The following is a 24,572-nucleotide window of genomic DNA, read 5'->3' on the forward strand; positions in this document are numbered from 1 at the left end:
CGCAGGCATGTCACTCGATCTTGGCGCCCGAGGACTCGACGATCTGCTTGGACTGCTTGAAGTCGGCCTGGAACATCTTGTCGAAGTCGGCCACGCTCATGGACTGGGGTTCGGCGCCCTGGGTCTGGATGGCGTCGCGCACTTCGGGCATGGCCAGCAGCTTGTTCACTTCGGCGTTGACCTTGGTCACGACGGCCGTGGGCGTGCCCTTGGGCATGAACAGGCCGTACCAGGTGCTCACGTCAAAGCCCTTGAGGCCTGCTTCGGCCAGCGTGGGCGTGTCGGGCAGCGAGGACGAGCGCTTGGCCGAGGTCACGGCGATGGCGCGAAGCTTGCCGGCCTTGATCTGGCCGATGGCCGAGGGCACGGAGGACACCAGCAGGTCCACGTTGCCGGCCAGCGCGTCCATCAATGCCGGATTGGAGCCCTTGTAGGGCACGTGCACCAGCTGGATGCCCGCCGCCTTCTCCAGCAGCACGCCCGAGATGTGGATGCTGGTGCCATTGCCCGGCGAGCCGTAGGTCACCTTGCCCGGGTGCTGCTTGGCAGCGGCCACGATGTCGGCCAGGGTCTTGTAGGGCGAGTTCACGCTGGTGGCGATCACGATGGGCGTGTAGGCCACGTGGGCCACGGGCACCAGGTCCTTGACGGGGTTCCAGGGCAGGTTCTTGTAGAGGTAGGGACCCAGGACCACGTTGTCCTTCTGGCCCATGACCATGTCGTAGCCCGTGGGCGCTGCCTTGGCGGCCTCGGTGATACCGATGGTGCCGCCTGCGCCCGCGCGGTTGTCGGGCACCACGGTCCACTTGCTGACTTCGGTGAGCTTGTTGGACACCACGCGCGCGAGGATGTCGGTGCCGCCGCCGGGCGGGAAGGGCACGATCATGCGCACGGGCTTGTTCGGATAGTCGGCCGCCGCACCTTGGGCGGATGCGGAAAAGCTCAGGCCCATGGCGGCGGCCACGGCGGTGCAGGTGATCAGTTGGCGGAACATGAAAGAAGAAACTCCAGGGTCTGATGGGGCGGTGCAACCTTCTCGCAGCGGACCGGCAGTGCCGGCCCGCCCATGCGGTGGGTTGTCGATGATCGGGGAGGGTGGTTCCGCCATCTTGCATTGGGAAACCCGCTATTTGGGCGGATTTCCGCAATCTGTGCCACAGGGGCTTCCACCAAGGAGCAGCTTGTGCCTGCTCCAGAGGGAAGCGGGCTATTTTATGCCGCCTTGGTCCCTGGCCGCAGGCCAGGCGCTCAGCCCTGTGCCAACTGCCTGTCCAGCACGCGCACCGTCTCGTACAGCACCCGGGTGCCGTCCAGCAGCTGGGCGGGTTCTATCCACTCCTCGGGCGCGTGGCTGCGGCCGTGGAGGCAGGGGATGAAGATCATGCCCATGGGTCCGGTGGGCGCCATGTAGACGGCGTCATGGCCGGCGCCGCTGGGCATGCGCATGTGGGCGTAGCCCAGGTTGTCGCAGGCCTGCTTCACGCCCTGCATGACGGGCGCGGCGCAGTCCGTGGGCTGGGAGCGGCTCACGTCGGCCATCTCGGCACGCACGCGCAAGGCGGCCAGGCCGGGCAGGACTTCGGCCAGAAGTTCCTCGGGGAAGCGCTCCAGCACGCCGGCGTGGTCGCTGCGCACTTCCATCATCATCTCCACCAGGCCGGGCACGGCATTGGAGGCATTGGGCGTGAGCGATAGCCGGCCCACGGTGGCCACCACATAGTGGGGTTGGCCGCTGAGCGCAGCGGCCTTGCGGTTGGCTGTATCGATGATGCGCGCCGCGCCCACCAGCGCGTCCTGGCGTATGTCCATGGGCGTGGTGCCTGCGTGGTCGGCCTGGCCGCGCACGGTGAAGCTCACGCGGCGTATGCCCACGATGTTCGTCACCACGCCGATGGGCAGGCCGCGCTGCTCCAGCACCGGGCCCTGCTCTATGTGCAGCTCCACAAAGGCGGCCGTGCCGCCGGCGCTGCGCAGCGGGCGGTCCAGTGCCTCGGGCCGCGCGCCGATGCGGCGCATGCCTTCGGCAAGGGTTTCGCCTTGCGGGTTGCGGGCGGCCAGCATGGCGGCGTCCAGCTTGCCCGACAGCGCGCGGCTGCCTATGCAGGAGATGCCGTAGTCGCTGGGTTCTTCGGACAGGAAGTCGATCACCTCGAACGGGTGCTGCAGGGCGATGCCGTTTTCGTGCAGGCAGTGCGCGACCTCGATGCCGGCCAGCACGCCGATGATGCCGTCGAAGCGCCCGCCCATCATCACGGTGTCGCAGTGCGATCCGGTGGAGATGGGGGCGCGTTGCACCGGGCCTGGGGCAGCCGGCAGGCGGCCCACCAGGTTGCCGCCCTCATCCAGATGGACCTGCATGCCCGCAGCCTCGAACTGCCCGCGCAGCCAGGCGCGGGCCTGGTCGAATTCAGGGGAGAAGGCGCGGCGCGTCCACGGCACGTCGGGCAGGGTGAAGGTGGACAGGGTCTCCACGCGGCGCCACAGGCGCTCGGCGTTGATGGGGGGAAGGTTGGGGGCGGAGGAAGCGGGCAGGGCGGTCATCGGTCTCGGTGGCGTCTGGAGCAGCTGGGATCGGGCAGCCCGAATTCTCGCGCGAAAAAAGCAGTCCTCACGGCAGGGGGCGCAGGCCCGCCAGCAGACGCTCGAGGGTGTCGAAGCTCACGGGTTTGACCAGGTGGTGGTCCATGCCGGCTTCCCGCGATCGTCTCAGGTCCTCCTCCTGCCCCCAGCCCGTGAGCGCGATCAGCACGACCTGGTCGCGGCCGTGCTCGGCGCGGATGCGGCGGGCGACCTCCAGGCCGTCCATGCCGGGCAGGCCGATGTCCAGCAGCACCACTTCGGGCCTGAACGCCGCGTGCATGGCCAGGGCGCCGGGGCCGTCGCGGGCAATCTCGACTTCGGCGCCCAGCAGCCTGAGCAGCATGGCCAGGGTGTCGGCGGCGTCGATGTTGTCATCGACCACCAGGATGCGGCCGAAGGCCGTTGCATCCTCGGGTTGGGCATTCGGTGCCTGTCCCGCCAGGGGCTGCGCCTGGGTGGGCAGGGGCAGGTGCAGCCTGAATTCGCTGCCCTGGCCCTTGCCTTCGCTGAGCGCCTGCACGCTGCCGCCGTGCATCTCGACCAGGCTGCGCACCAGGGTCAGCCCGATGCCCAGGCCGCCCTGCCCACGGCGGCCGTTGCGGTCCACCTGCATGAACAGATCGAACACCTTGCCCAGCAGGGCGGGCGGGATGCCGATGCCGTTGTCGCGTACCGAGACCACGGCCTGCGCGCCATCGGTCCAGGCGGCCAGAACGATGTGGCCGCCGGAGTGCGAGTACTTGGCGGCATTGTTGAGCAGGTTGGAGACCATCTGCGCCAGCCGCATCGGGTCGGCCAGCAGCGATACGGGCGCGGCGGGCAGCTCCAGGCGCAACTGGTGGCTGCCTGCCTCCATGACCGCGCCGCTGGCCGCCACCACGCCTTGCAGCACATCGTTCAGGTCCACCAGTTCCTTGCGCAACTGGACCTTGCCCGTGGTGATGCGCGAGACCTCCAGCAAGTCGTCCACCATGCGGATCATGTGGTTGACCTGGCGCTCCAGCATCTCGTGGCTGTGGCGCACGCTGTCGTCGCCGTTGGCGGTGCGCTTGAGGATTTGCAGGCCGTGGCTGATGGGCGCCAGTGGATTGCGCAGCTCATGCGCCAGCGTGGCCAGGAATTCGTCCTTGCGTCGGTCGGCTTCCTTGAGGTGGTACTCGGCCTGTTTGAGTTCGGTGATGTCCTGGATGACGGAGCAGGTGCCTATGAGCTGGCCGTCGTCATCGCGCAGCGGCGCGCAGCTGACGCGCATCCACCATTCGCGGCCATCGTCGTCGGTGTGCAGCATCTCCAGACCCGGCATGACCACTTCGCCGCGCAGCGCGCGCTTGCCGGGCCAGTTCTCGGGGGCAATGGGCTGGCCCTTGTCATCCCATCCCTTCCAGCACGGCATGCGGTCCGCCAGGGTGGAAGGAATGGCGCGCGGCACGAAGCGGTCCATGAGCGCATTGCTCAATACCATGGTGCCGCTCATGTCGGAGACGCCCACGCCCGCAGGCATCTGGTCGATGATGGCGCGCAGCTTTTTCTCGTTGGCCTGCACGGCGGCGTGGACCTGTTCGCGCACGCGCACCAGCTGCAGCAGCGATGCGATGCGCGCCAGCAGCTCGCGCGCCGAAAAGGGCTTGACCAGGTAGTCGTCCGCGCCCGCGCGCAGGCCTTCGACCTGGGCCTCCTGGCCGGCCCGCGCGGACAGCATGATGACGGGAATGGCGCGCGTGGTCTCGTCACTGCGCAGCGCATGCAGCAGCTCGAAGCCGTCGAGCACGGGCATCATCACGTCGGCCAGCACCAAGTCGGGCCGCTGGCGGTGGATGCTGGCCAGCGCGGCGCGGCCATCGCCCACGATCTCCACGTCATACAGCGGCTCCAGCAACTGGCCGATGTAGCTGCGCATGTCGGCGTTGTCATCGGCGCAGACGATGCGGGCACGCGGGGGCAGGGCACCACCGTGCATGTCCCGCTGCATGTCCCGCTGCATGGGCCTGGCTTCGTCGCCGATAGCCGGGGCAGGCTCGCCGGGCAGCCAGCGCAGGGCCTCATCCACCTGCGGGTGCGATGCAGGCGGGCGCGCGGGCCGGTGCTCGGCCGGAAGATGCGCATGGCCCCTGGGCAGGCGCACGGTGAAGCGGCTGCCTTCGCCCTCCGTGCTGCTGACCGTGACGGTGCCGCCATGCAGCCGCGCCAGCTCCTGCACCATGGCCAGGCCGATGCCCGTGCCCTCGTGCGTGCGGGCCGGCTTGCCGGGAATGCGGTGAAAACGCTGAAAGAGATGGGGCAGGTGTTGGGGCGCAATGCCCGATCCGGTGTCGGTGACGGACAGCTCCACGGCACCATAGGCCCCCCCCGCGCCGTGCGCATCATGCACATCGCGCAGCGCCACGGCGATTTCGCCTTGCAGCGTGAACTTGAAGGCGTTGGATAGCAGGTTGAGCACGATTTTTTCGTACATGTCGCGGTCCACATGGACCGGTCCGTCCAGCGGCGGGCAATCCACGCGCAGCCGCAGGCCGGCTTGCTCCACGGCCGAGCGGAACATGCTGGCCAGCTCGGCCGTGGTGCGGGCCAGGTCCGTGGGCTCGTAGCTGGCCTGCATGCGCCCGGCCTCGATGCGCGAGAAGTCCAGCAGGGCGTTGACCAGTTTTTGCAGGCGCAGCGCGTTGCGGTGGATCATCTGCGTCTGCCCGGCCGGCACCTGGCCGCCGTGCTCGCGCAGGGCATCTTCCAGCGGGCCCAGGATCAGCGTCAGCGGGGTGCGCAGCTCGTGGCTGACGTTGGAGAAGAACACGGTCTTGGCGTGGTCCACCTCGGCCAGGGCCTTGGCGCGCCGTGCTTCCTGCTCGTAGGCCTGGGCGTGCGCGACCACGCTGCCGGTGTGGCTTGCCACCATGTCGAGGAAGGCGCAGTAGTCCACATCCAGCGGGCGGCGCGGGCTGACGCCCAGCACCATCACGCCCGAGACCTGGCCGTCGCCCGACCACCGCACAGGCACGATGCGCGCCAGACGCGAGGCCTCGGGCCAGGGGCCGCCGGGCAGGGACAGGCCCAGGGAGGCCAGTTCCACATTGGCGGGCTGGCCCGGCTGGGCCGCCTGATGCGCCTGGTCCGTTAGGTCCGCTCGGTCCGATGGATCGGATTGCACGGCCCGGTCCAGCGGCCAGCGCGAGGGGTCGGCCGCCAGCTCCATGTCCAGATCCATGCCCGTGGCGCACAGCATCCTGAAGGCCGGGCCGCTGGCGCCTGCGCTGCCCGCGGCAGGGGTGTCCACGCATTCGTAGATGATGGCGAACGGCACGTCATAGGGGTTCTCGTCCAGCACGGCGCAGACTTTCTGGGCGGCGTCCCTGGCGTTGTGCATGTCCAGCGTGCGTATGCCCAGGCGGTGCAGCGTCTCCAGGCGCCTGCGGCTGACGATTTTTTCCGTGGTCTCGGTGCACGGGCAGAACACGCCCTGCACGGTGACGCCGTCATCGGCCAGGATGGGGCCGTAGGTGAAGGTCACGAAGACCTCTTCCTGCGGCAGGTCGCGGTCGAAGAAGTAGCGGGCGTCGGTGGACCAGGTGGCCTCGCCGGTACGCATCACGCCTTCCAGCATGGGGCCGATATCGCTCCAGATCTCGCTCCAGCAGTGCGCGCCGGCCTGGCCCAGCGCCTGGGGGTGCTTGCTAGTTCCCAGGAAGGGGATATAGCCATCGTTGTAGATCAGGCGGAAGTCTTCGCCCCACCAGATGGTGATGGGAAAGCGCGAGCCCAGCGCCAGGCTCACGGCGTTGCGCAGGGTCTGCGGCCAGCCGTCCGGCGCTCCCAGGGGCGTGGCCGCCCAGTCGTGGGAACGCACGCGTGCCGGCATTTCGCCGCGCTGCGGCAGGAATCGAAAACTGTCTTCTGAGTTCACACTTTCTCCCACGGCAATTGCGGGTCTCGGGTCTCGGGCCTGGCCGCAGTCGCGACTATTTTGACTTGGACTGGCCCGCCTGCCTGCCCCGGCCCGAGCCCGACAGCTTGCCGCCGCCGCTTTGCCTGTTCACGGTGGCCCAGGCGCGCTTTTCAGCTTCTTCGTGGCCCACGCCGCGCGACTCGTAGCTGTCTTCGATATGCCGAGCCTGGCGCTTTTGCTTATCGGTATAGGCCGATTTGTCACCTTGTGGCATGTCACTCTCCCTTGCGCGTCTGTTCCTGCTCCGGGGACGGTGGCAGCTCGATGGGCGGCGCCGTGGTGGGCGGGTCGATGGGCTCGGGCCCGCGCGGGCGGCCGGGCTGGCGGTTGGGATCATCGGGGGCCACGGGGTCGTTGGGCGTGGTCGGCACCTGGGGAATATTGGGTGCGTGGGGCAGAGGGTGATTCATGGTGCGTGTCCTTTTGGGGGTGTGTGGTGATGAGCGGTGGATGCCGGCTCAGCGCGCAGGCGTGGAGGTGGGGGCAGGGGCCGTGGCCGGATCAGCCTGCTGCGGCGCGGCGGAAGGCGCGGGCGGCGACGCGGGCTGTGTCGCGGGAGACGGTGAGGGCGACGGTGAGGGCGAAGGCGTTCCAGTCGCTCCAGTGGCGCTGGGCGCATCCAGCCGGCCCTTGGGGGCCATGAAATTGAACATCAGCACCAGGATCAGTGCGACGGCGGCGGTGAGTGCGCCTATGCGCAGGGGCCAGCGTCCGTCGCGGATGTGGTTGTTCTCGCTGCGCTGGCGTTCGAGGGGGGCATGCATTCGGCGGGGTGAGTTGTCCATGGCGGGCTCCTTCAGTCCATGAGCTTTCACCTTAGGCCGGGCGGCGGCCTGCACCTGTCGGACAAGGCATGCCCTGCGGGAGCGACAAGCCGCTGCACGGCGGTGGGGCTTGGCAGGACGGGCCGGACAGGCTTTTGGACAGGCACGCCGCTTGCCACCAAGCCAGGTTTCAGGCGTGGCGCCTGCGCCGGTCGGCCGGTTCTATGCGCAGCAGCTGGCGGTATTTGGTGACGGTGCGGCGCGCCACGACCAGGCCCTGGGCACCGAGCTGGCGTGCGATTTCAACATCCGACAGCGGCCGGGCATCGGACTCGGCCGCGATGATGTCGCCGATCAGCTCGCGGATGGCCGTGGCCGAGCAGGCATTGCCGCTGGCGCTGAGCATGGGGCGCGAGAAGAAATGCTTGAGTTCGAACACGCCCGTGGGCGTGGCCATGTATTTGTTGTTGGTCACGCGCGAGACGGTGGACTCGTGCACGCCCACTTCCTCGGCAATCTCGCGCAGCACCAGCGGCTTCATGGCCATGGCGCCGAACTCCAGGAACAGCTGCTGCTTGCGCACGATGGCCTGCGCCACGTCGAGGATGGTGGAAAAGCGCTGCTCCACGTTGCGCACCGTCCAGCGCGCATCCTGCAGGTGGTCGGCCAGTTGGTTCTGGCCGCTGCGGCGGTGGCGCTGAAACAGCTGCTCGTAGACGCGGTTCAGGCGCACGCGCGGCACGACTGCGGGGTTGAGGTGCACGTTCCAGCCGTTCTGGCCCCGGCGCACGATCACGTCGGGAACGATGTAGTCCACGTGGGAGGAGCCGAAGTTCCAGCCCGGCCTGGGATTCAGCCGACGTATGCAGTCCAGCGCCTGCGTGATCTGCGCGGGCGGCACCTGCAGCGCCCGGGCCAGCCGGGGCACGTCGCGGGCGGCCAGCGCATCCATGTGGTCCTGCACCATGGCCTGGGACAGCTGGCGCAGGTGGGCATCGCCGATCTGCGGGCATTGCAGCAACAGGCATTCGCCCACGCTGCGGGCGGCCACGCCGGCCGGGTCCAGCGATTGCACCAGGCGCAGGGCAATGAGCATTTCCTGCGCGTCAGGTGCGGGGCTGAGGGCCAGCAGGCCGGCCAGTTCCTGCAGCTCGGTGCGCAGATAGCCGTCGTCGTCCAGCGACTCCACGATGGCGCGGGCCATGCACAGGTCGCGCGGCGTCATCGCCATCACATTGAGCTGGCCGTGCAGGTGCATGGCCAGCGTGGTCTCGCAGGCCGCCAGATCCATGGCCGTGCCTTCTCCATCCACCCCCTGGCGCGCGCCGGTATGCATGTCGGCCAGCCACAGGTCGCGGTCGTCGGCGGGTTCGGTGGCGGGGCCGGGCAGGTGGTCGGCCGGGTCGGGCGGGTGCTGCGTGCCGGGGAGATCGCGGTCCATGTCCAGACCGATGCCCATGCCGATGCCTTCATCCATGCCCGTGTCCCGGGACAGGCCTGCCTCCGGGGCCAGCCTGCCCATGCCGCCTTCCCGGTCCTCTTCACCCAGCTCCTTGCCGTCGAGCAGCCCCTGTTCGTACTCGCCGTCCTGCGCATCCTGCGGGTCTTCCAGGAACGGGTTGTCCTCCAGCTTGCTGCGCACCACGGCGGCAAAGTCCAGCGAGGACATCTGCAGCATCCGCACTGCAAGCTGCAGGCGGGGAGAAAGCGTCTGGGACTGGCGTATGTCCGCCCTGAGGTGCATGGAACCCATTTCATCTCCTTGGTGCGATGACCCGAAGACGCAAGCTCCATGCCGCCATGCGGGCGGCGAATCGTCTGGATACACTTTGGGCACGAAACCTGCTGTGGTCTCCCTGCGCAGGCGGTACGGGGCCCAGGGTTTTGCCGCCGCTGCGGGGGATCGGTTCTGGAACAGCGGGGCCGGTCATGGCGTCCACGGCAGAAATTGCCGTTTGGGCGCAAGGTTTTCTGCAAACTTTGCCATGTACCAGTCCACCAGCTTCCATACGGTCCCGCCCCCGGGGGCCCAGAATTCCGTTCCACGGGAGGCGCCGCGTGATGCCCTGCCCGAAGATCCCATGTCCATACGCCTGAGGTTGGTCCTGCTGCTGCTGGCCTTGCTGGTCTTTGTACTGGCGGCCTCGTCCTGGCTGCTGTTGCGCGCCTACCAATCCGAGCATGCGGCGCAGGAGCAGGCCGCGCGCGTCAGCAGCATGGCCGTGGCCCGTTTGCTGGACAAGGAGCCGCGCACGGCCGGCGCCGACCAGGTGCTGGCGGCCCTGCGGCCCTTGCTGGACTCCGGCTGGCCCGGCTTTCTGGTGGACAGCACAGGCCGCGCCCTGCCGGCCGGGCCCGGCGCGGCAGCCGACCTGCCTGCCTTGCCCGCCGATTTCAGCGAGCGGCTGGCGGCCAGCCTGGCGCAGGCTGCGCCCGGCGTGAAAAGTGCGGGGCAAGGCGCAGAGCAAAGCGCTGGGCAGGACGCTTCGCAGGGCTGGCTGGATCTGCCAGATGCGCAGGGCGGGCCGCTGCGGGCCTTCTTCAGCAAGTCCGCCCAGGGCTGGACCTGGGTGAGCTGGGTCCCCTGTTCTGCGCTGGACCCCGCATGCTCCCGGCCCCTGAAGGGGGTGATCTGGGTGGCCATCGTTTTGTTTGCGGTGGCGGGCCTGGGATTGGCGCGGCTGGCGCTGCGAGGCAGCGCGGCCCTGGTGTTGCCGGCAATGAGGGGCAAGGCGCAAGACCATGGGCAGGGCCAGGGCGGCGGTGATGCCGGCCTGTCCGAAGGCGCTGCGGTGGACGCTGCCGGCCTCGAAGCGGCCGCTGCCCGTCTCCAGAGCGAACGCCTGCAGGTGGTGGGGCGGCTGGCAGGCCGGTTTTCCCATGAGTTCAACAACCAGCTGGGCATTCTGAGCAACAGCGCCTATCTGATAGAGCGGCGCTCCGAGGACCCGGGCCTGCGCCTGCCCGCCCAGGCCATGCTGCGCTCGGTGGACACGGCCAGCCGCCTCACGCAGCAACTGTTGCGTTTTGGGGCGCACCATTGCACGCATGCGCTGGTGGTGGACCTATACCGCTGGTTGCCCGGCCTGCAGGGCACGCTGGCCGTGGTGCTGGGCAAGCGCATGGCGCTGGAGGTGGCGGAGCCTGCCGAGGCCAGTCAGCCCGGCCAGCCGGCGCCGCGATTGGGCGTGCATGTGGACCCGGATGAGCTGGAGCTGGCGCTGATCAGTATTTTTCTTGCCATCCGCGAAGCGATGACCGATGGCGCGCAGGTGCACATGGCCGCCCGGCCCCTGTCCGAGGACCTGGCCCAGGCCCAGGCCGCAGCTTCTCGCGGGAATGCGCTGGTGGAGATCCGCATCGAGGCCCTGGCCCACGGGGCGGGCCCCGCCAGCACCGGCTCCGGTACCGGCGAGGCGGGCGCGCCACGGCTGGAAAGTGTGGAAAGGCAGGACCCGCCGCCTGTCTTCACTCCATTGAACGATGCCGATGCGGACGCCACTTGCGGCCTGAGCCTGGCGCGCCGCCTGTGCCTGGAGCGCGGCGGCGTGGTGCGGGCCGAGGGCGAGCATGGCCGCTGCCTGGCGGTCTCACTGGTGCTGCCGCGCGTGGCCATGGCGGCGCAGGACTGCCTGGCGCAAAGGCTGGACTAACAGGCTGCCTGGCCGCTTTCAGCGCGGCACGCTCCGCTTGCACAGGTTGAAGATGGCCAGCAGCGCAACGGCGCAGGCCAGAGAGACGAAGATGGACATGGAGGTGGCCGGCGCCTCCGTCTGCGCATTCATGGCCGAAGGCCCCAGCATCGGCGCCAGCAGCCAGCCGCCCAGCAGTGCGCCAATGGCGCCTATGACCACGTTGAGCAAAATGCCTTGCTCGGCCTGGGTGTTCGTGACCATGCTGGTAATCCAGCCGATCAGGCCACCCACCATCAGCCAGATGAGGAAGTCCATGGCATTGCCCTTGAGAAAAAGTTACGGTTGGTGGTCAGGGGCAATCGGCGTGCCCGGCTCCTGCAGGCCGTTCAGAGCCTCGGCTTGTCAGGGGCGGTGTCCTGGTCCGAGGCAGGGCGAATCTCTGCACGCTCCGCCTCATGGCCCGAAGGCGTCTGGGCATCCAGGCCCCGGTCGGGCGACTCGCTGACCTGGGGCAGGTCGGCGGCGTGCTCTATCAATTCCTCGATGATGAAGCGGCCATAGAGTTGGGCGCGCTCGGCGCCAGCGGCCTTCAGGGCATCGGCGGCCGTGCGTGCGTCCTCGTCGTTGTCCACGCGCACCACCAGCCAGTGGTAGCCGCGTTCGGCCAGGGCCTGGTGGGCCTTGACCAGGTTGAGCTCCTGGCCCACGGAGGCAACGGGGCTGGCCTGGCGCAGGTCTTCATCGATCTGGGCCAGCATTTCCCGGTCGGAATAGCGCTGGATGTCCTGGGCGGGCAGGTCCAGCGCCTGCAGCGCGGCCACGCCGTCATCAGCCTGCGCAGCTGTGGGAAACGAGACCACCATGTGGCCCACGGGCTTGAAGACACCGTAGGCGCGGGGAGGAGAGGAGTCCATGGGCTTGTCCTTGGTTGCACGAAGGTGCAAGCAAGGTGGCAAGCAGCGTGCCTGCAAGTTTGGGTGTCAGCCGTGCTCGGCGTCCGTCTCGCCCTTTTTGCCGCCCGCATAGTCCCTGAGCCGGTTGTACAGGGTCTTGAGGCTGATGCCGAGCACGGCCGCCGTGCGTTCCTTCTGGTACTTGCACTGCTTGAGCGTGGCCTGGATGAGCAGCCGCTCGGCCTGCGCCATGGTCATGCCGATGGGCAGCTGTATGGTGGCCGGCTCCGTGTCGGGCAGGTCGTAGGTGGCGGCTGCATGCGCGTGGTCGGCGGGCGCATGCGCTGTGATGGTGGGGGTGATGGGCGTGGTCGATGGCGCTGTCAGTGGCGCGGTCAATGGCGCGCTCATTGGCATGGACCCCGCCTGCGGCATATGTGGCATTTGCGGCACTTGCGGCAGGTGCAGGGCGTGGGCGGCCGGATGCACCGGGGCCGGCTGCTGGGCAATGGCCACGGGCGGCCGGGGCAGCCATTCCTGGCTCACCAGCGGGCCGGGCTCCATCACATAGGCGCGCTGCACGGCATTGCGCAACTCGCGCACATTGCCGGGCCAGCTGTATTGCGCAAGCTGCTTGAGGGCCGATGCCGTGAATTGCTTGGCCTGGCCCTCGCGCTGGGAGATGGCCTCCATGAAATGCTGCGCAAGCAGCGGAACGTCGGTCAGGCGCTCGCGCAGCGGCGGCAGCTCGATGGGGAAGACGTTCAGGCGGTACAGCAGGTCTTCGCGCAGCTTGCCGCTGGCCACGGCCTCGTAGGGGCAGCGGTTGGTGGCGGCGATCACGCGCACATCGGTCTGCAGCGTCTGGGTGGAGCCCACGCGCATGAAGCGCCCGGTCTCCAGCACGCGCAGCAGCTTGACCTGCAGCTCCATCGACATTTCCGTGATTTCGTCCAGAAACAGCGTGCCCGTGGCCGCGCGCTCGAAAAAGCCCTGGTGCTGGCGGTCGGCGCCGGTGAAGCTGCCCTTTTCGTGGCCAAAGATCTCGCTTTCGATCAGGTGCGGAGAAATGGCCCCGCAGTTGACCGCCAGGAAGGGCCGGCTGCGCCGCTGGCTCAACTCATGCAGGGTCTGTGCCACGACTTCCTTGCCGGTGCCGCTTTCGCCCGTCAGAAAGACCGTGACCGAGGTACCCGCCACGCGCTCAATCTGCTGGTACAGCCGCTGCATGGGGGCCGAGCCGCCCCACAGCCGGCCAAAGCGCCCTTCCTGCGCGCAGTAGCCGGCGCCTGGCCTGTCTTGCGGGGTGATCTGGTCGAAGGCCGCGCCCGTGACGGTGCTGGTGCCCGTCTCCGGCAGGCCGGCCGTGGGGATTAGAAAGCGCGAAAGAATGTCCTCCAGCCGCCCGATGCCCACGGGCTTGACCAGATAGTCCATGGCGCCGCGGCGCAGGGCCTCGATGGAGGAGTCCAGGCTGGCGTGGCCGGTCACCAGCACGATCTGCGAGTCCTGCGGCACCTGCTGGTCGCCAAAAAGGTCCATGCCGTTGCCATCGGGCAGTTGCAGGTCCAGCAGCACCAGGCTGGGCGGCTGCATGGCCATCTGCCGGCGCGCATCGCGCAGGGTGTGGGCCACGGCGACCGAGAAGCGGTCCACGCCCACGAGTTCGCGCATGGTCGCTGCGGAATCCGCATCGTCATCGACGATCAGCACGTGGTTCATTGCATGGCCTCCAGGGGTCCTCGCCGCAACGCGTTTTGACAAAATTTCATGATCTGCCAGTTTAAGGGCGAGCATGCAGGCGTCTTTGTCAGTCCACAGGCACAGTGTTTGCCGGGCGTGCGGGAGGCGGGATCAGGGAGGCGGCTGGCGGCTGGCGCGCCGGCCGCTGCGGGGCTGCAGCAGCCCCAGGAACAGGCATTCCTTGGCGCTCAGTCCGCGCGGGCGCCTGTCCGGTGCGGTGGGAATGTCCTGTCCAGGTTGCTCGCACAGGGCCAGCACCTGGGGATGGATGTAGAACTTGCGGCAAACCGCACAGGTATTGCCCAGGCGCCGGGCGACCTGCGTGACCAGAGCGTTCAGCGCCGCCGCACTGGTGCCTGCGCCTTCTTGCGACGCTGCCTTGCCTGCGGTCAGCGCAAGTTCCAGCGCGTACACGCTGGCATGCCAGGTGCGGAAATCCTTGGCGCTGAAATCCGGGCCGTCTGAGTTATCTCCGGCATCAGCCCCATGGGCCGCAGCCTTGCCGCAAATCCTGCGGATGTAGTCGTTCACATGCTCGGATCGCACATGGTGGACTTCGCCTTCATCGTCGATGAACTGGAACAGCCGCTGGCCCGGCAGCTCCTGGCAGCGCTTGACGATGCGGGCCACGGCCCGGTCGGACACGCGGGCCTGCTGCAGCACGCCACTCTTGCCCTTGAAGCTCAGCGTCAGCTCACCTGCGTGCACCTGGGCATGGCGGTTTCTGAGCGTGGTGAGGCCGTAGGAGCCATTGCTCTCGGAATACTCGTCATTGCCTATGCGCAGGGCCGTGCAGTCCAGCAGCCAGACGATGGCGGCCACCACGGTGTCCAGCTGCGGCCGGCCAGGCTTGAGGTCGCGCGCCACCGCCCGACGGATGGCGGGCAGGTGGCGGCCAAAGGCGCGCATGCGGTCGAACTTGACCTGCTTGCGCTGTTCTTGCCACTGCGCGTGGTAGCGGTACTGCTTGCGGCCCCGCGCATCGCGGCCCGTGGCCTGCAGGTGGCCCTGGGGATCGGGGCAGATCCAGACATCCACATAGGCCGGTGGAATGGCGAGTTTGCGGATGCGCGCCAGCGCGTGGGCATCGCGCACGGGCTTGCCGTCCTGTGCCACGTAGGAAAAGCCCTTGCCGCGCCGCACGCGGCGCCAGCCGGGCATGCGGTCGTTCACATAGGTCAGGGCAGGGCCGGGGCCGTCTGCGTTCGCTGCCCTGCCCCTGGCTGGCGCGGAGCTCAGTGCACCCCCTGCGGCGGCGGTGGCGGCGGGGCAATGGGCGGGTCGGAATAGGGCGAAGGTGCAGGGGCCGGTGGCGGGTCGCCCACGGGGGGAACCAGCGGCTCGGTGGGCGGCGGGTTGACCGGGGGCGCAACAGGCGGGGTGACAGGCGGGGTGACAGGGGATGCAGGTACCGAAGTGATCATGGGAAGTTGCTCCTGTAGGTGGCAGGCCGGGCCGGCCTTGGTGTTGCCGTGGCAAGCGCCATGCCTGGGCCCGAGGGAAATGGCCCGGGTACAAGGTTGGTTGAAGTCCGGCGCGGTGCCATCTGGTGGCAATGATGTGGCGCACGCCGGGACGGGGGTCAGGCCAGCGTTCTCAGCTTCGCTTCGCGGGCCCAGAAGCGCTTCTTGGCGCCTTCGATGAAGGGTTCGGGCTTGTCGATGGGAAACACGCCCTCGTCCGGCGTGATGCCGGCCGTCTTCATGATGTGCTGCGTGGCCTTGCAGGCGGCAATGGCCTTGAGGTGGCCGAAGGCGTCGCGGAACCAGTCCTGCGCGGCTGCCTCATGGGCCAGCGCCTGGCCGCGCTCTAGCGTGATGATGGACACCACGGCATCGAACTGCGCGGATGGCGATCCGGCCAGCTGGCCGTCGGCCGGCAGGTGGCTGCCGTCGTCCAGCGTGGCGCCGCCGATCTTGGGCGCAATGATCTTCACGCTGGCCTTTTGCGCCACCAGCGCCTTGTGGAAGGCGGCAACGTGCCGGGCGCTGGAGCCTTCGTCCACCAGGATGGCAACGCAGCGGCCCTGCAAGGTGGGCTTCATGCGATCGATGATGCGCGTGGCCGGGCTGGGCGGCAGCTTTTGCGGGGGCACGGCAGGCTTGGCGGCAGGCGGCAACTGGGGCAGGCCCAGGCCGTCGGCCACGCGCTGTGCCAGGTCGGCGTCAATCACCTGCAGGTGGCCGACGACGGCCAGGCGCACATGCGGCGTCTGTACCTTGGACAGCTCGAACACCAGGGCGCTGGCGATGTGGGCCTGCTCCTGCGCGCTCTGGCTTTGGTAGAACATGCGCGCCTGGCTGTAGTGGTCGGCAAAGCTCTCGGGGCGGATGCGGCCCTTGGCGCCCTCCTGCGCGGGCTGGGCAAAGTGCCGCAAGCCGCGGGCTGCCGAGGCGCGCGGGCTGTCGGCCTGCAGGCTGGAGGGCTCATAGGCCACGCGGCCCTTGGGCACCTCGGTCTGCATGTGGCCGTCGCGCTGGTGGTGGGCGAACGGGCATTTGGGCGCGTTGATGGGCAGCTGCGTGAAGTTGGGCCCGCCCAGGCGCGACAGCTGGGTGTCCAGGTACGAGAACAGGCGGCCCTGCAGCAGCGGGTCGTTGCTGAAATCGATGCCGGGCGGGATATTGGCCGGGCAGAAGGCCACCTGCTCGGTCTCGGCGAAGAAGTTGTCGGGCCAGCGGTCCAGCACGAAGCGGCCGATCTTGCGCAGCGGAATTTCCTCTTCAGGGATGAGCTTGGTGGGGTCCAGGTGGTCGTAGGGCAGGGCGTCTGCCTGCTCCTGCGAGAACAGCTGCACGCACAGCTCCCAGGCCGGGTAGTCGCCCGCCTCGATGGCCTCGAACAGGTCGCGGCGGTGGTAGTCGTTGTCTGCGGCCTGCAGCTTGAGGGCCTCATCCCAGACCGTGGACTGGATGCCCAGCTCGGGCCGCCAGTGGAATTTCACGAAGGTGCTTTCACCCTGGGCATTGACCAGCCGGAAGCTGTGCACGCCAAAGCCCTCGATCATGCGCAGGCTGCGCGCGATGGTGCGGTCGCTCATGATCCACATGACCATGTGCATGGACTCGGGCATGAGGGAGATGAAGTCCCAGAACGTGTCGTGCGCCGTGGCGGCCTGCGGAAAGCCCCGGTCGGGTTCCATCTTCACGGCATGGACCAGGTCGGGAAACTTCATGGCGTCCTGGATGAAGAATACCGGGATGTTGTTGCCCACCAGATCCCAGTTGCCCTCTTCGGTATAGAACTTGATGGCAAAACCGCGCACATCGCGCGGGGTATCCACCGAGCCTGCTCCACCGGCCACGGTGGAGAAGCGCACAAAGATCGGCACTTGCTTGCCGGTTTCGGTCAGGACCTTGGCGGTGGTGTATTGCTCCAGCGAATCTGTCAGCTGGAAATAACCGTGGGCGCCTGTGCCGCGTGCATGGACGATTCGCTCTGGAATGCGCTCATGGTCGAAATGCGTGATTTTCTCGCGCAGAATGAAATCTTCCAGCAGCGTAGGGCCTTTTTCCCAGGCGGTGAGAGAGTTCTGATTATCAGGAACCGGAATGCCTTGCTGCGTGGTCAATCCGGGGTGCTGTCCGTCGGCCTGTTGCTGTAATTCTCCGCCATGGCCTGTGGGGGATTGCTTGGACGATTTTTTTTCACCAGGGGATTTCTTAGCCACGATTTACTCCTTGAAAGAAAGAGGATGGCCTGTTGTATGAGGCAATAATTATTGGAAGAGGCGATTGGCTGAACCAAAGGGCATCGTCAGCAAAGCTCTGGAGATAAAAAAAGGGCCCAGGGGGCCCTTTGCCAGTTCACGCTATCGGCAGCTTAACGCTGCTGATGGCTGCCCTGCTTTTGCTGTTCCCCTGGTTGGTTGCGCTGGGGATTGCTCTGTTGCTGCTGTTGGTTGGGATTGTTCGGGTTGTTGGGATTGCTTTGCTGCTGCTGCCCCGGATTGTTCTGTTGCTGCTGCTGCTTGTTCTTGTCGTTTTGCTGGTTGCTGGCCGTGTTGCCTTGAGGGTTGTTGGTCTGTTGCGTCATTTCCGTACTCCTTAAGTAAACAGCGATGCCGTCATCACTGCAATTTCATTGTGCGACCGTGAAAATGGCGGGCTTGTAGGATATTTGGAAGATTACTTTTGGTAAAGCATTGGAATTTGCTATGGAGTGTCCTTGTTCCATTTTGTCGGTACAAATGGATGTATTTCTTATAATGAAATTGCTTTTGTAAAAAATGCAGCCAGGCCAAATATGGGGTTATTTGGCGGCGGGGCGTTTTGCAGGGGCCCTGGCCGGGGTTTTTGTGGATTTTGTCGATTTTCTGGACGCTGGCGTCTTTGCATTTTTTACCGTTGACGCGGTATTTTTTTCCTTGGCTGCGGTGGCGGATGGTCCGCCTGCGCCCTTGCCCAGGCTGTTCTTGAGCAGGGCCGTCAGGTCCAGCACGGCCGCGTTGGCCGGCGCGGCGGGTGTGGCCTCCTGTTTTTCCACGTTTTGGACATCGCCCGCATGCGCCTTGGCCTGCACGAGCTGGTGGATTTCCTCGCTGAAGGAGTTGCGGAACTGGTCGGCGTCCCAGGCCTGGCTCATGTCCTTGATGAGGGCCATGGCCATGGTCATCTCGGCGCTCTTGATGCCGGCGGCCTTGGCGTCCAGAGGCGGCAGGTCCAGTTGCTCGAAGGAGCGGATCTCGCCGCCCCAGCGCAGCAGGTTCAGCACCAGCGCCCGGCCGCAGGGGATCAGGATGGCCAGGTGCTGCTTGGTCTGGATGACCACCTTGGCCACGCCCACCTTGTTGCTTTTGCGCAGGGCCTCGCGCAGCAGGGCGTAGACCTTCTCGCCACGGTGCAGGGGGGCGGTGTAGTAGGGGCGTTCCAGGTAGATGAAGGGGATGTCCTGGGCATCGACAAAGGCCTCGATCTCGATGGTCTGCGTGGTCTTGGGAAAGGCGGCGGCAATCTCTTCAGCGCTCAGCACCACGTAGCGGCCCTCCTCGAATTCCACGCCCTTGACGATGTCGGCCGTGGCCACTTCCTTGCCCGTGACCTTGTTGATGCGCTTGTAGCCCACGGGCTGCATGTTGCGCTTGTCCAGCCAGTCGAAGTCGATGTCCGAGCTGGCCGTGGCTGCGTACAGGCCGATGGGAATGTGCACCAGGCCAAAGCTGATGGCACCCTTCCACATGCTGCGCGCGGAGGTGGACGGGCTGGATTTGGGGGAGGCGGCTTTCTTCATGGCTGTGCTTTCTTCGATTCCTGCAGGACGGTGCTCAGTGCTGCGCCTCGAAGCCCAGCGCCTTCATGGCGCGGCCCAGGCCCACGGCGGCCGTGCCGTAGTGCTCCCAGGGGGAGTTGCCCAGGCGCAGGCGCTGGTCTACCGAGCGAATGGTCCAGTGCGCGCCGCCCGTGAGCCTGTCCAGCTCGTTCCAGGCCACGGGCACGGAGATGCCCATGCCCGGCCGCGCCCGGGCCGTCCACGCGCAGGCCGTGGTGGCGCCGAAGCCATTGCGCAGATAGTCCACAAAAATCTTTCCCACGCGGTTGCGCGGCCCGCTTTTGGCCACGAAGCGCTGGGGCACGGCATGGGCCAGGTGCTGGACCACGGCCTGCGAGAAGGCCTTGACGGTGTCCCAGTCCAGCAGCCGCTTGATGGGCACGACCACGTGCAGCCCCTTGCCGCCGCTGGTCTTGAGGAAGGCCGGCAGCTCCAGCTCCTGCAGCAGCACATGCAGCAGGCTGGCGGCCTCCTGCACCTGCTGCCAGGGCACGCCTTCGCCCGGGTCCAGGTCGAAGGTCATGCGGTCGGGCCGGTCGATGCGGTCCTTGCGCGCGTTCCAGGTGTGCCATTCGATGGTGTTCATCTGCGCCGCCGCCACCAGGCCTTCGCGCCGGGACACCTCCATCAGCGGGGCATGGCCGGGGTCCAGTTGCGGCGACAGGGCGGCGATGCCCTGCAGCGGCGCCTGGTCGAGGTGCTTTTGGAAGAACAGCTCGCCCTCGATGCCGTCCGGCGCCCGCACCATGGCCACGGGCCGGGACTTGAGGTGGGTGATCATGAAGGGCGCCACCGTGGCGTAGTAGCGCGCCAGATCCATCTTGGTGATGCCGGTGGAGGGATCGATGACCCGCTCGGGATGGGTGATGGTCATCGAGGCGGGCAGTCGCGCCGCCCTGGCATTGCGGGTTTGCGTTCGTGCGGCGCCAGGCGTGGCTGCAGCGCTGGCGGAAGATGCGGTCGATGGCACGTGCTGTGGCTCCTCTTTGACAATGCTGCGTGCAGGCTTGTCCGCACGCAGGCCCTGGAATACGGCATGGCGGACCTGGCCGTCCTCGGTCCACTGCGCGAACGAGACCTCGGCCAGCAGCGTGGGGCGCACCCAGTGCACCCCGCTGCCAAGGCTCCGGCTGTCCGCCAGCGGCGAGGTGCCGGTGGCAAGGCGCTCCAGGCGCTGGCGCAGATCGGCCAGGGTGCGCCTGTTGAACCCCGTGCCCACCTTGCCTGCCGTGCGCAGCTGGCCATCCTCTCCATGCACGGCCAGGACCAGGGCGCCCAGGCCCGTGCGCGTGCCCTGGGGATCGGTGTAGCCGGCGATCACGAATTCCTGGCGCAGGCCGCACTTGAGCTTGATCCAGTCCGCGCTGCGCCGCGAGGCATAGGCGCTGCCGCGCCGCTTGCCGATCACGCCCTCCAGGCCCAGCTGGCAGGCGGCGGCCATCAGGTCGGCGGGCGGGGCGTCAAAGGCCTCGCTGAAGCGAAGGTGGTCCGAAGGCGCCTTGTGCAGCAGGGCCTGCAACTGCTGGCGGCGCTGCTCCACGGGCTGGGGCCGCAGGTCCTGGCCGTCCTGCCACAGCAGGTCAAACGCGAAGAACACCAGGTGGTCGGTGCGCTCGCCGTCAAAGGCGTTTTGCAGGGACTGGAAGTCAGGGCGGCTGTCGCTGTCCAGCATCAGCACCTCGCCATCCACCCAGCCCGATTGCAGGGGCAGCGCGGCAAAGGCGCGGGCCAGGGCGGGCATTTTGGTGGTCCAGTCCTTGCCGTTGCGTGTGAAAAGGCAAACGGCGCCGTCCTCGATGCGCGCCAGCAGCCGGTAGCCGTCGAACTTGCTCTCGAAGATCCATTGCCCGGCCTCTGCAGGTGCATGGTCCACCAAGGTTGCCAGCTGCGGGGCGATGCTCTGCGGCATGGGCGCGGTGACGGGCGTAGCGACGGGCGTGGTGACGGGTGTGGTGACGGGCGCTGTAGCGGTGGGCAGGGGAAGGCCGGCCACGCTGTCGGGCATGTCCTCGACCACGTTGAATTCGCTGGCAGCACGTTCCAGGCCGTCGTGCTCCTTGATCAGCAGCCAGGCGGGCTTTTTGGCGTCGTCCTTGCCGCGCATGCGCACCAGGGTCCAGCGGCCCTGCAGCTTGTGGCCGCGCAGTTCGAACCTGAGCTTGCCCTTGCGAAGGCCTTCGGCGGCGTCGCCTTGTGGCCACCAGGTACCCCGGTCCCAGATGATGACTTTGCCCGCACCATACTGGCCCGGCGGAATCTGGCCTTCGAAGCGGTTGTAGGCCATGGGGTGGTCTTCCACCTGCACGGCCATGCGCTTGTCGGCCGGGTCGTAGCTGGGGCCCTTGGGCACGGCCCAGCTTTTCATGCTGCCGTCCAGCTCCAGCCGGAAGTCGTAGTGCAGATGGCTGGCCCAGTGCTTTTGAATGACGAATTGCAGGACACCCGTGCCGGGCTGCCCTGCAATCGCGTCGCTGGAAGGTTCTGCCGAGGGCTCCGGCGTGCGCGTGAAGTCGCGCTTTTGCCGGTAGGCCGCTAGCGAAGCGGCAGCCTTGTCCTGCCCGCCGGCCGCAGCAGCCCGCCGCGGCTGCTGTGTGACCGGGTGGCTGCGGCGCGGTGCGGGCATGCGGCGCTCCTTCAGAACATCAATGCAATCAAAATGATGATGGGAATGGGCACGCCCAGAAGAAAAAGCAGTATGGATCGCATGAATGGCCTCCGTTCAATGAATGGTTGGATGGTGTTGACTGCGATGCAAAATCAAATGGCATCGCGTTGGCGGCCACCCCAGGTGGCGCACAGGCTGCCTACAAAGGCGCCCAGCATCAGGGAAACAAACAGCCAGAGCATGGAATGGGCGGTGGCCTTTCGCGTTTCTTCAGCGGCCTGCTTGGCCTTTTGCTTGGCTTCTTCAGCCTTTTGCTCGGCCTGCTTTATCTGCATTTGCACGGAATCAAAGGTGCTACGCACTTTCTTTTGCGCATCTTCCACGGACATATCGGAATTGCGCGCAATCAGCTGGGCCAGGTATTGCTCGTCGGCGGGAGACAGCTGGCCGGTGCGCAGCGACTGGGCAAAGATCACGCCGGCCTCGCGGGTGGCGCTGGCCAGGTCGGCGGGGGTGGCATTGCTGGTGGAGGTAGCGGCGCCTGAATTGCGGAACAGGCTGCCGGTCCAGTAGGCCAGGCCCTGGGGCGAGGCATCGGCGCCCGAGGCACCGGCCATGGCTGCGGCACCGCCAGCAGCCGCACCGCCGGCGGCGCCGATCGCGCCGCCCACCACGTTGGAGGCGCTGGTGGCCACGGTCTGCGCGGCCTTGAAGGCGCCGGAGACGGCACCGCCTGCAGCGGCGCCCATCAGGGCAACCATGGCGAGCGTGGCCAGTGCCCAGGACAGAAAGCCGTGGGCCGTGTCGCGGAAGTAGACCTCGTCCGTGTGCACGCCTTGCCAGCGTGTGCGCAGCCGCCCGGCCAGATAGCCGCCCACGCCGGCCGAGGCCAGCTGGGTGAAGGCGATCCAGGCCACGGCCGTCAGACCCAGGGCGCCGGCATCCAGGCCTTCACCGGACCATACCGACACCGACGACAGGCCCAGGCCCGTGCCCAGAATGAACAGCAGCAGCGACAGCGATGCCGCCGCCATGGCGCCGGCAAATATCGCGGCCCATGAAACGCCGCTGCGTGAGGTATCTACGGTGGCGACCGTGTTGACCACTGGCGCTTCAGCCAGGGGCGCGGATTCGGAATAGGCAATGGACATGGCCGACTTTCTTGGAGTTGAGTGCCCCATTCTTGCCAGTCGCAATAGACGCCGCTGTAGGAGGATTGGAAATGCAGGACTGGCAAACGCAGATGAAAAACGTCATCCTTTGCCAGATGACGATTTTCAAGCGAATGCGCAGGATGGATATGGAAAATGCTGCCTGCAATCGGTAATTATTGCAGAACATTTTCCAGGGCGGGTATTCGGATTATTCAGGTCAGTGCGGCGATGCCTTTTTCCATTGCCGGATATTCATCGCCGCATTGAAGCAGCCATCCGGAAAATGCTCAGGGCTGGCGCACGTCGGCCACCACCTGCTCGCCAAAATCGGCACGCTGCAGCCAGCCCAGCACCTGGGCTGCCGCCTGCTCGGGCGTGGACAGCTTGCCGCCCTCCTTGAGCTGGGCGAAGTTGCCTGCATCGGGGAAGGCGGCGGTATCCGCGCTGCGCAGCTGCACCTGCATGTCGGTGTCGATGACGCCGGGCGCCAGCGAGCAGATGCGCGCGCCGTGGGGCTTGAGCGCCTCGTCCAGCGCCACGCTGCGGCTGAAATGGTCCATGCCGGCCTTGGCCGCGCAGTAGGAGGCCTGCGAGGCAATGGCGCGCCGGCCCAGGCCCGAAGAAATGTTGAGCACCTTGCGCGGCACGGCCGTCCAGCCCTCGGTGGCGGCCAGAAAGGCGGCCGTCAGCAGCATGGGCGCCTCCAGCCCCACGCGCATGGCCTGGGCAATGTCGGCGGGCTGCAGCTGCGACAGCGGCGCAATCTGCGGAATCACGCCCGCGTTGTTGATCAGGGTGACGCTGGCGTAGCGCGCGGCGTCCAGGCCGGCCAGCCAGTCGCCCAGCCTGCGGGCCGCGGCCTCGGGCTCGCCCAGGTCCACGCTCCACTGCTGCAGCGGCGCGCCCGCCGTGGCGGCCGCCTGGGCCAGGTCTTCGCTGGTGGAGCGCGACAGTGTGACCAGTTCATGGCCGGCATCCAGCAGTTGCCGGGCCATGGCCTGGCCCATGCCGCGCGAGGCGCCGGTAAGAATCGTCAGGGAAAGAAGAGGCGATGCATTGTTCATGCGGGCGATGGTATCGCTTGTGCCCGTGCTGCCGGCCCGGCCGCTGCCTGGGCGGCGACAGGGTCCGATGGCAGCAGCAGCTCGGCGCTGTGCGCCTGCCGGGTGCGCTCCAGCGCCTGCACGATGCGTTCGCAGGCACGCTCGGCCGCCTCGTGCAGGCTGGCGCCCTGCAGCCAGTGGCCGGTGAGCGCGGCACTGAACAGATCGCCCGTTCCCTTGGGCACCGCATCCACCCGCGCGTGGGTGATCACATGCACGTCATCGCGCGTGACCAGGGCCACGCGCATGCGCTGGGCGGGCTCGCCGTCCAGCTCGGGCGATGCGCTGGTCACGGCCACCCACTGCGTGCGTCCCTTGAGCAGGCTGCGCGCGGCCTGGACCACATCGTCCATGCCGCGCACAGGGCGCGCGGTCAGCCGCTCCAGCTCGAAATGGTTGGGCGTCAGCCCGTCGGCCAGCGGCAGCAGGTGGCGCTGGTAGGCCTCGACCATGGCGGGGTCCACATAGATGCCGCTGTCGTGGTCGCCGATCACCGGGTCCACCACCACGCGCAGGCCGGGCCGCTGCGCCAGCAGGCCGGCAACCCAGTCCGCCAGCAGCGTGGCCTGGGCCGGCCCGCCCAGGTAGCCGGCCAGCACGGCCTGCAACTGCCGCAGCCCGCCGCGCGCACCCAGGTCCTGCAGATAGCCCGCAAACCACTCGGCAGGAATTGATCCGCCGTGGATGCTGGGATAGTGCGGCGTGTTGCTGAACACCACCGTGGGCACGGCCGCTGCCGCCAGCCCCAGCGCCTGCAGCGTGGGCATGGCCACGTTGTTGCCAACGCGGCCGTAGACGACCTGGGACTGCACGGACACCACGTCGATGGCCAGGGGTTGCAGCATGTCTTGGGGAGCGCAGGCGTTCATGGGCGTGGGGGAGCAATGAGA

At 67.4% G+C, this 24,572-nt stretch carries 20 protein-coding genes; 1 reads left to right on the top strand and 19 read right to left on the bottom strand.

Going from position 1 to position 24,572, the window contains the following annotated elements:
- Positions 1-10: 10 nt before the first annotated feature.
- The 7 genes from KDK82_RS07215 to rpoN all read right to left on the bottom strand — a co-directional run bounded on the left by KDK82_RS07215 (position 11) and on the right by rpoN (position 9,034).
- The gene (locus KDK82_RS07215; RefSeq protein WP_088164407.1) at positions 11-994 is read right to left on the bottom strand and encodes a tripartite tricarboxylate transporter substrate binding protein; all 984 of its coding nucleotides are present in this window, start codon (positions 992-994) and stop codon (positions 11-13) included.
- Positions 995-1,248: 254 nt separating this feature from the next.
- On the bottom strand, positions 1,249-2,541 hold the full coding sequence (locus tag KDK82_RS07220; RefSeq protein WP_088164408.1) for a Zn-dependent hydrolase: 1,293 nt from the start codon (positions 2,539-2,541) through the stop codon (positions 1,249-1,251).
- 67 nt (positions 2,542-2,608) lie between these two features.
- A complete protein-coding gene (locus KDK82_RS07225) occupies positions 2,609-6,475 on the bottom strand; it encodes an ATP-binding protein (protein ID WP_218827063.1) in 3,867 nt (1,288 codons plus the stop codon).
- 55 nt (positions 6,476-6,530) lie between these two features.
- Positions 6,531-6,731 carry a hypothetical protein gene (locus KDK82_RS07230; protein ID WP_013801919.1) on the bottom strand — a complete coding sequence of 67 codons (201 nt, stop codon included), beginning with the start codon at positions 6,729-6,731 and terminating at the stop codon, positions 6,531-6,533.
- Position 6,732: 1 nt separating this feature from the next.
- On the bottom strand, positions 6,733-6,927 hold the full coding sequence (locus tag KDK82_RS07235; protein WP_012206153.1) for a hypothetical protein: 195 nt from the start codon (positions 6,925-6,927) through the stop codon (positions 6,733-6,735).
- Between the two features lie 48 nt (positions 6,928-6,975).
- The gene (locus KDK82_RS07240) at positions 6,976-7,302 is read right to left on the bottom strand and encodes a hypothetical protein (protein WP_088164410.1); all 327 of its coding nucleotides are present in this window, start codon (positions 7,300-7,302) and stop codon (positions 6,976-6,978) included.
- Positions 7,303-7,471: 169 nt separating this feature from the next.
- Positions 7,472-9,034, bottom strand: a complete 1,563-nt coding sequence (gene rpoN / locus KDK82_RS07245; protein ID WP_088164411.1) for an RNA polymerase factor sigma-54 — start codon at positions 9,032-9,034, stop codon at positions 7,472-7,474.
- A 328-nt stretch (positions 9,035-9,362) separates the two neighbouring features.
- On the opposite strand from rpoN, the gene KDK82_RS07250 reads away from it, so the two are divergent.
- The gene (locus KDK82_RS07250; RefSeq protein ID WP_256974408.1) at positions 9,363-10,934 is read left to right on the top strand and encodes a hypothetical protein; all 1,572 of its coding nucleotides are present in this window, start codon (positions 9,363-9,365) and stop codon (positions 10,932-10,934) included.
- A gap of 18 nt (positions 10,935-10,952) precedes the next feature.
- On the opposite strand, the gene KDK82_RS07255 is transcribed toward KDK82_RS07250, so the two are convergent.
- From KDK82_RS07255 to pdxK, 12 genes are all read right to left on the bottom strand, one after another.
- Positions 10,953-11,231: a GlsB/YeaQ/YmgE family stress response membrane protein gene (locus KDK82_RS07255; protein ID WP_013801923.1), complete on the bottom strand. Its 279-nt coding sequence runs from the start codon at positions 11,229-11,231 to the stop codon at positions 10,953-10,955.
- A gap of 71 nt (positions 11,232-11,302) precedes the next feature.
- A complete protein-coding gene (locus KDK82_RS07260; protein WP_088164413.1) occupies positions 11,303-11,830 on the bottom strand; it encodes a hypothetical protein in 528 nt (175 codons plus the stop codon).
- Positions 11,831-11,896: 66 nt separating this feature from the next.
- Positions 11,897-13,531, bottom strand: coding sequence for a sigma-54 dependent transcriptional regulator (locus KDK82_RS07265; RefSeq protein WP_088164414.1), 1,635 nt, complete (start codon positions 13,529-13,531; stop codon positions 11,897-11,899).
- 132 nt (positions 13,532-13,663) lie between these two features.
- Entirely contained in the window at positions 13,664-14,713 is a 1,050-nt protein-coding gene (locus KDK82_RS07270; RefSeq protein WP_088165450.1) for a DNA topoisomerase IB, read from the bottom strand.
- Between the two features lie 74 nt (positions 14,714-14,787).
- A complete protein-coding gene (locus KDK82_RS31805; protein ID WP_143343403.1) occupies positions 14,788-14,976 on the bottom strand; it encodes a hypothetical protein in 189 nt (62 codons plus the stop codon).
- A gap of 158 nt (positions 14,977-15,134) precedes the next feature.
- Positions 15,135-17,222, bottom strand: a complete 2,088-nt coding sequence (locus KDK82_RS07275; RefSeq protein WP_088164415.1) for a catalase — start codon at positions 17,220-17,222, stop codon at positions 15,135-15,137.
- Between the two features lie 152 nt (positions 17,223-17,374).
- Positions 17,375-17,587 (bottom strand): hypothetical protein, encoded by a 213-nt coding sequence (locus KDK82_RS07280; RefSeq protein ID WP_012206144.1) that lies wholly within the window; start codon positions 17,585-17,587, stop codon positions 17,375-17,377.
- A gap of 216 nt (positions 17,588-17,803) precedes the next feature.
- Positions 17,804-18,781 carry a Ku protein gene (locus KDK82_RS07285; RefSeq protein WP_065347135.1) on the bottom strand — a complete coding sequence of 326 codons (978 nt, stop codon included), beginning with the start codon at positions 18,779-18,781 and terminating at the stop codon, positions 17,804-17,806.
- A 34-nt stretch (positions 18,782-18,815) separates the two neighbouring features.
- On the bottom strand, positions 18,816-21,443 hold the full coding sequence (ligD, locus tag KDK82_RS07290) for a DNA ligase D (protein ID WP_088164416.1): 2,628 nt from the start codon (positions 21,441-21,443) through the stop codon (positions 18,816-18,818).
- A gap of 134 nt (positions 21,444-21,577) precedes the next feature.
- On the bottom strand, positions 21,578-22,576 hold the full coding sequence (locus tag KDK82_RS07295; protein WP_088164417.1) for a hypothetical protein: 999 nt from the start codon (positions 22,574-22,576) through the stop codon (positions 21,578-21,580).
- A gap of 290 nt (positions 22,577-22,866) precedes the next feature.
- Positions 22,867-23,643 carry an SDR family NAD(P)-dependent oxidoreductase gene (locus KDK82_RS07300; protein WP_088164418.1) on the bottom strand — a complete coding sequence of 259 codons (777 nt, stop codon included), beginning with the start codon at positions 23,641-23,643 and terminating at the stop codon, positions 22,867-22,869.
- The gene (pdxK, locus tag KDK82_RS07305; protein WP_088164419.1) at positions 23,640-24,551 is read right to left on the bottom strand and encodes a pyridoxine/pyridoxal/pyridoxamine kinase; all 912 of its coding nucleotides are present in this window, start codon (positions 24,549-24,551) and stop codon (positions 23,640-23,642) included. The genes KDK82_RS07300 and pdxK overlap by 4 nt, the downstream gene beginning before the upstream one ends.
- Positions 24,552-24,572 lie beyond the last annotated feature (21 nt).

Origin of the sequence: Delftia sp. K82 (assembly GCF_002193035.1) — a bacterium.
Lineage (GTDB): Bacteria > Pseudomonadota > Gammaproteobacteria > Burkholderiales > Burkholderiaceae_C > Comamonas > Comamonas acidovorans.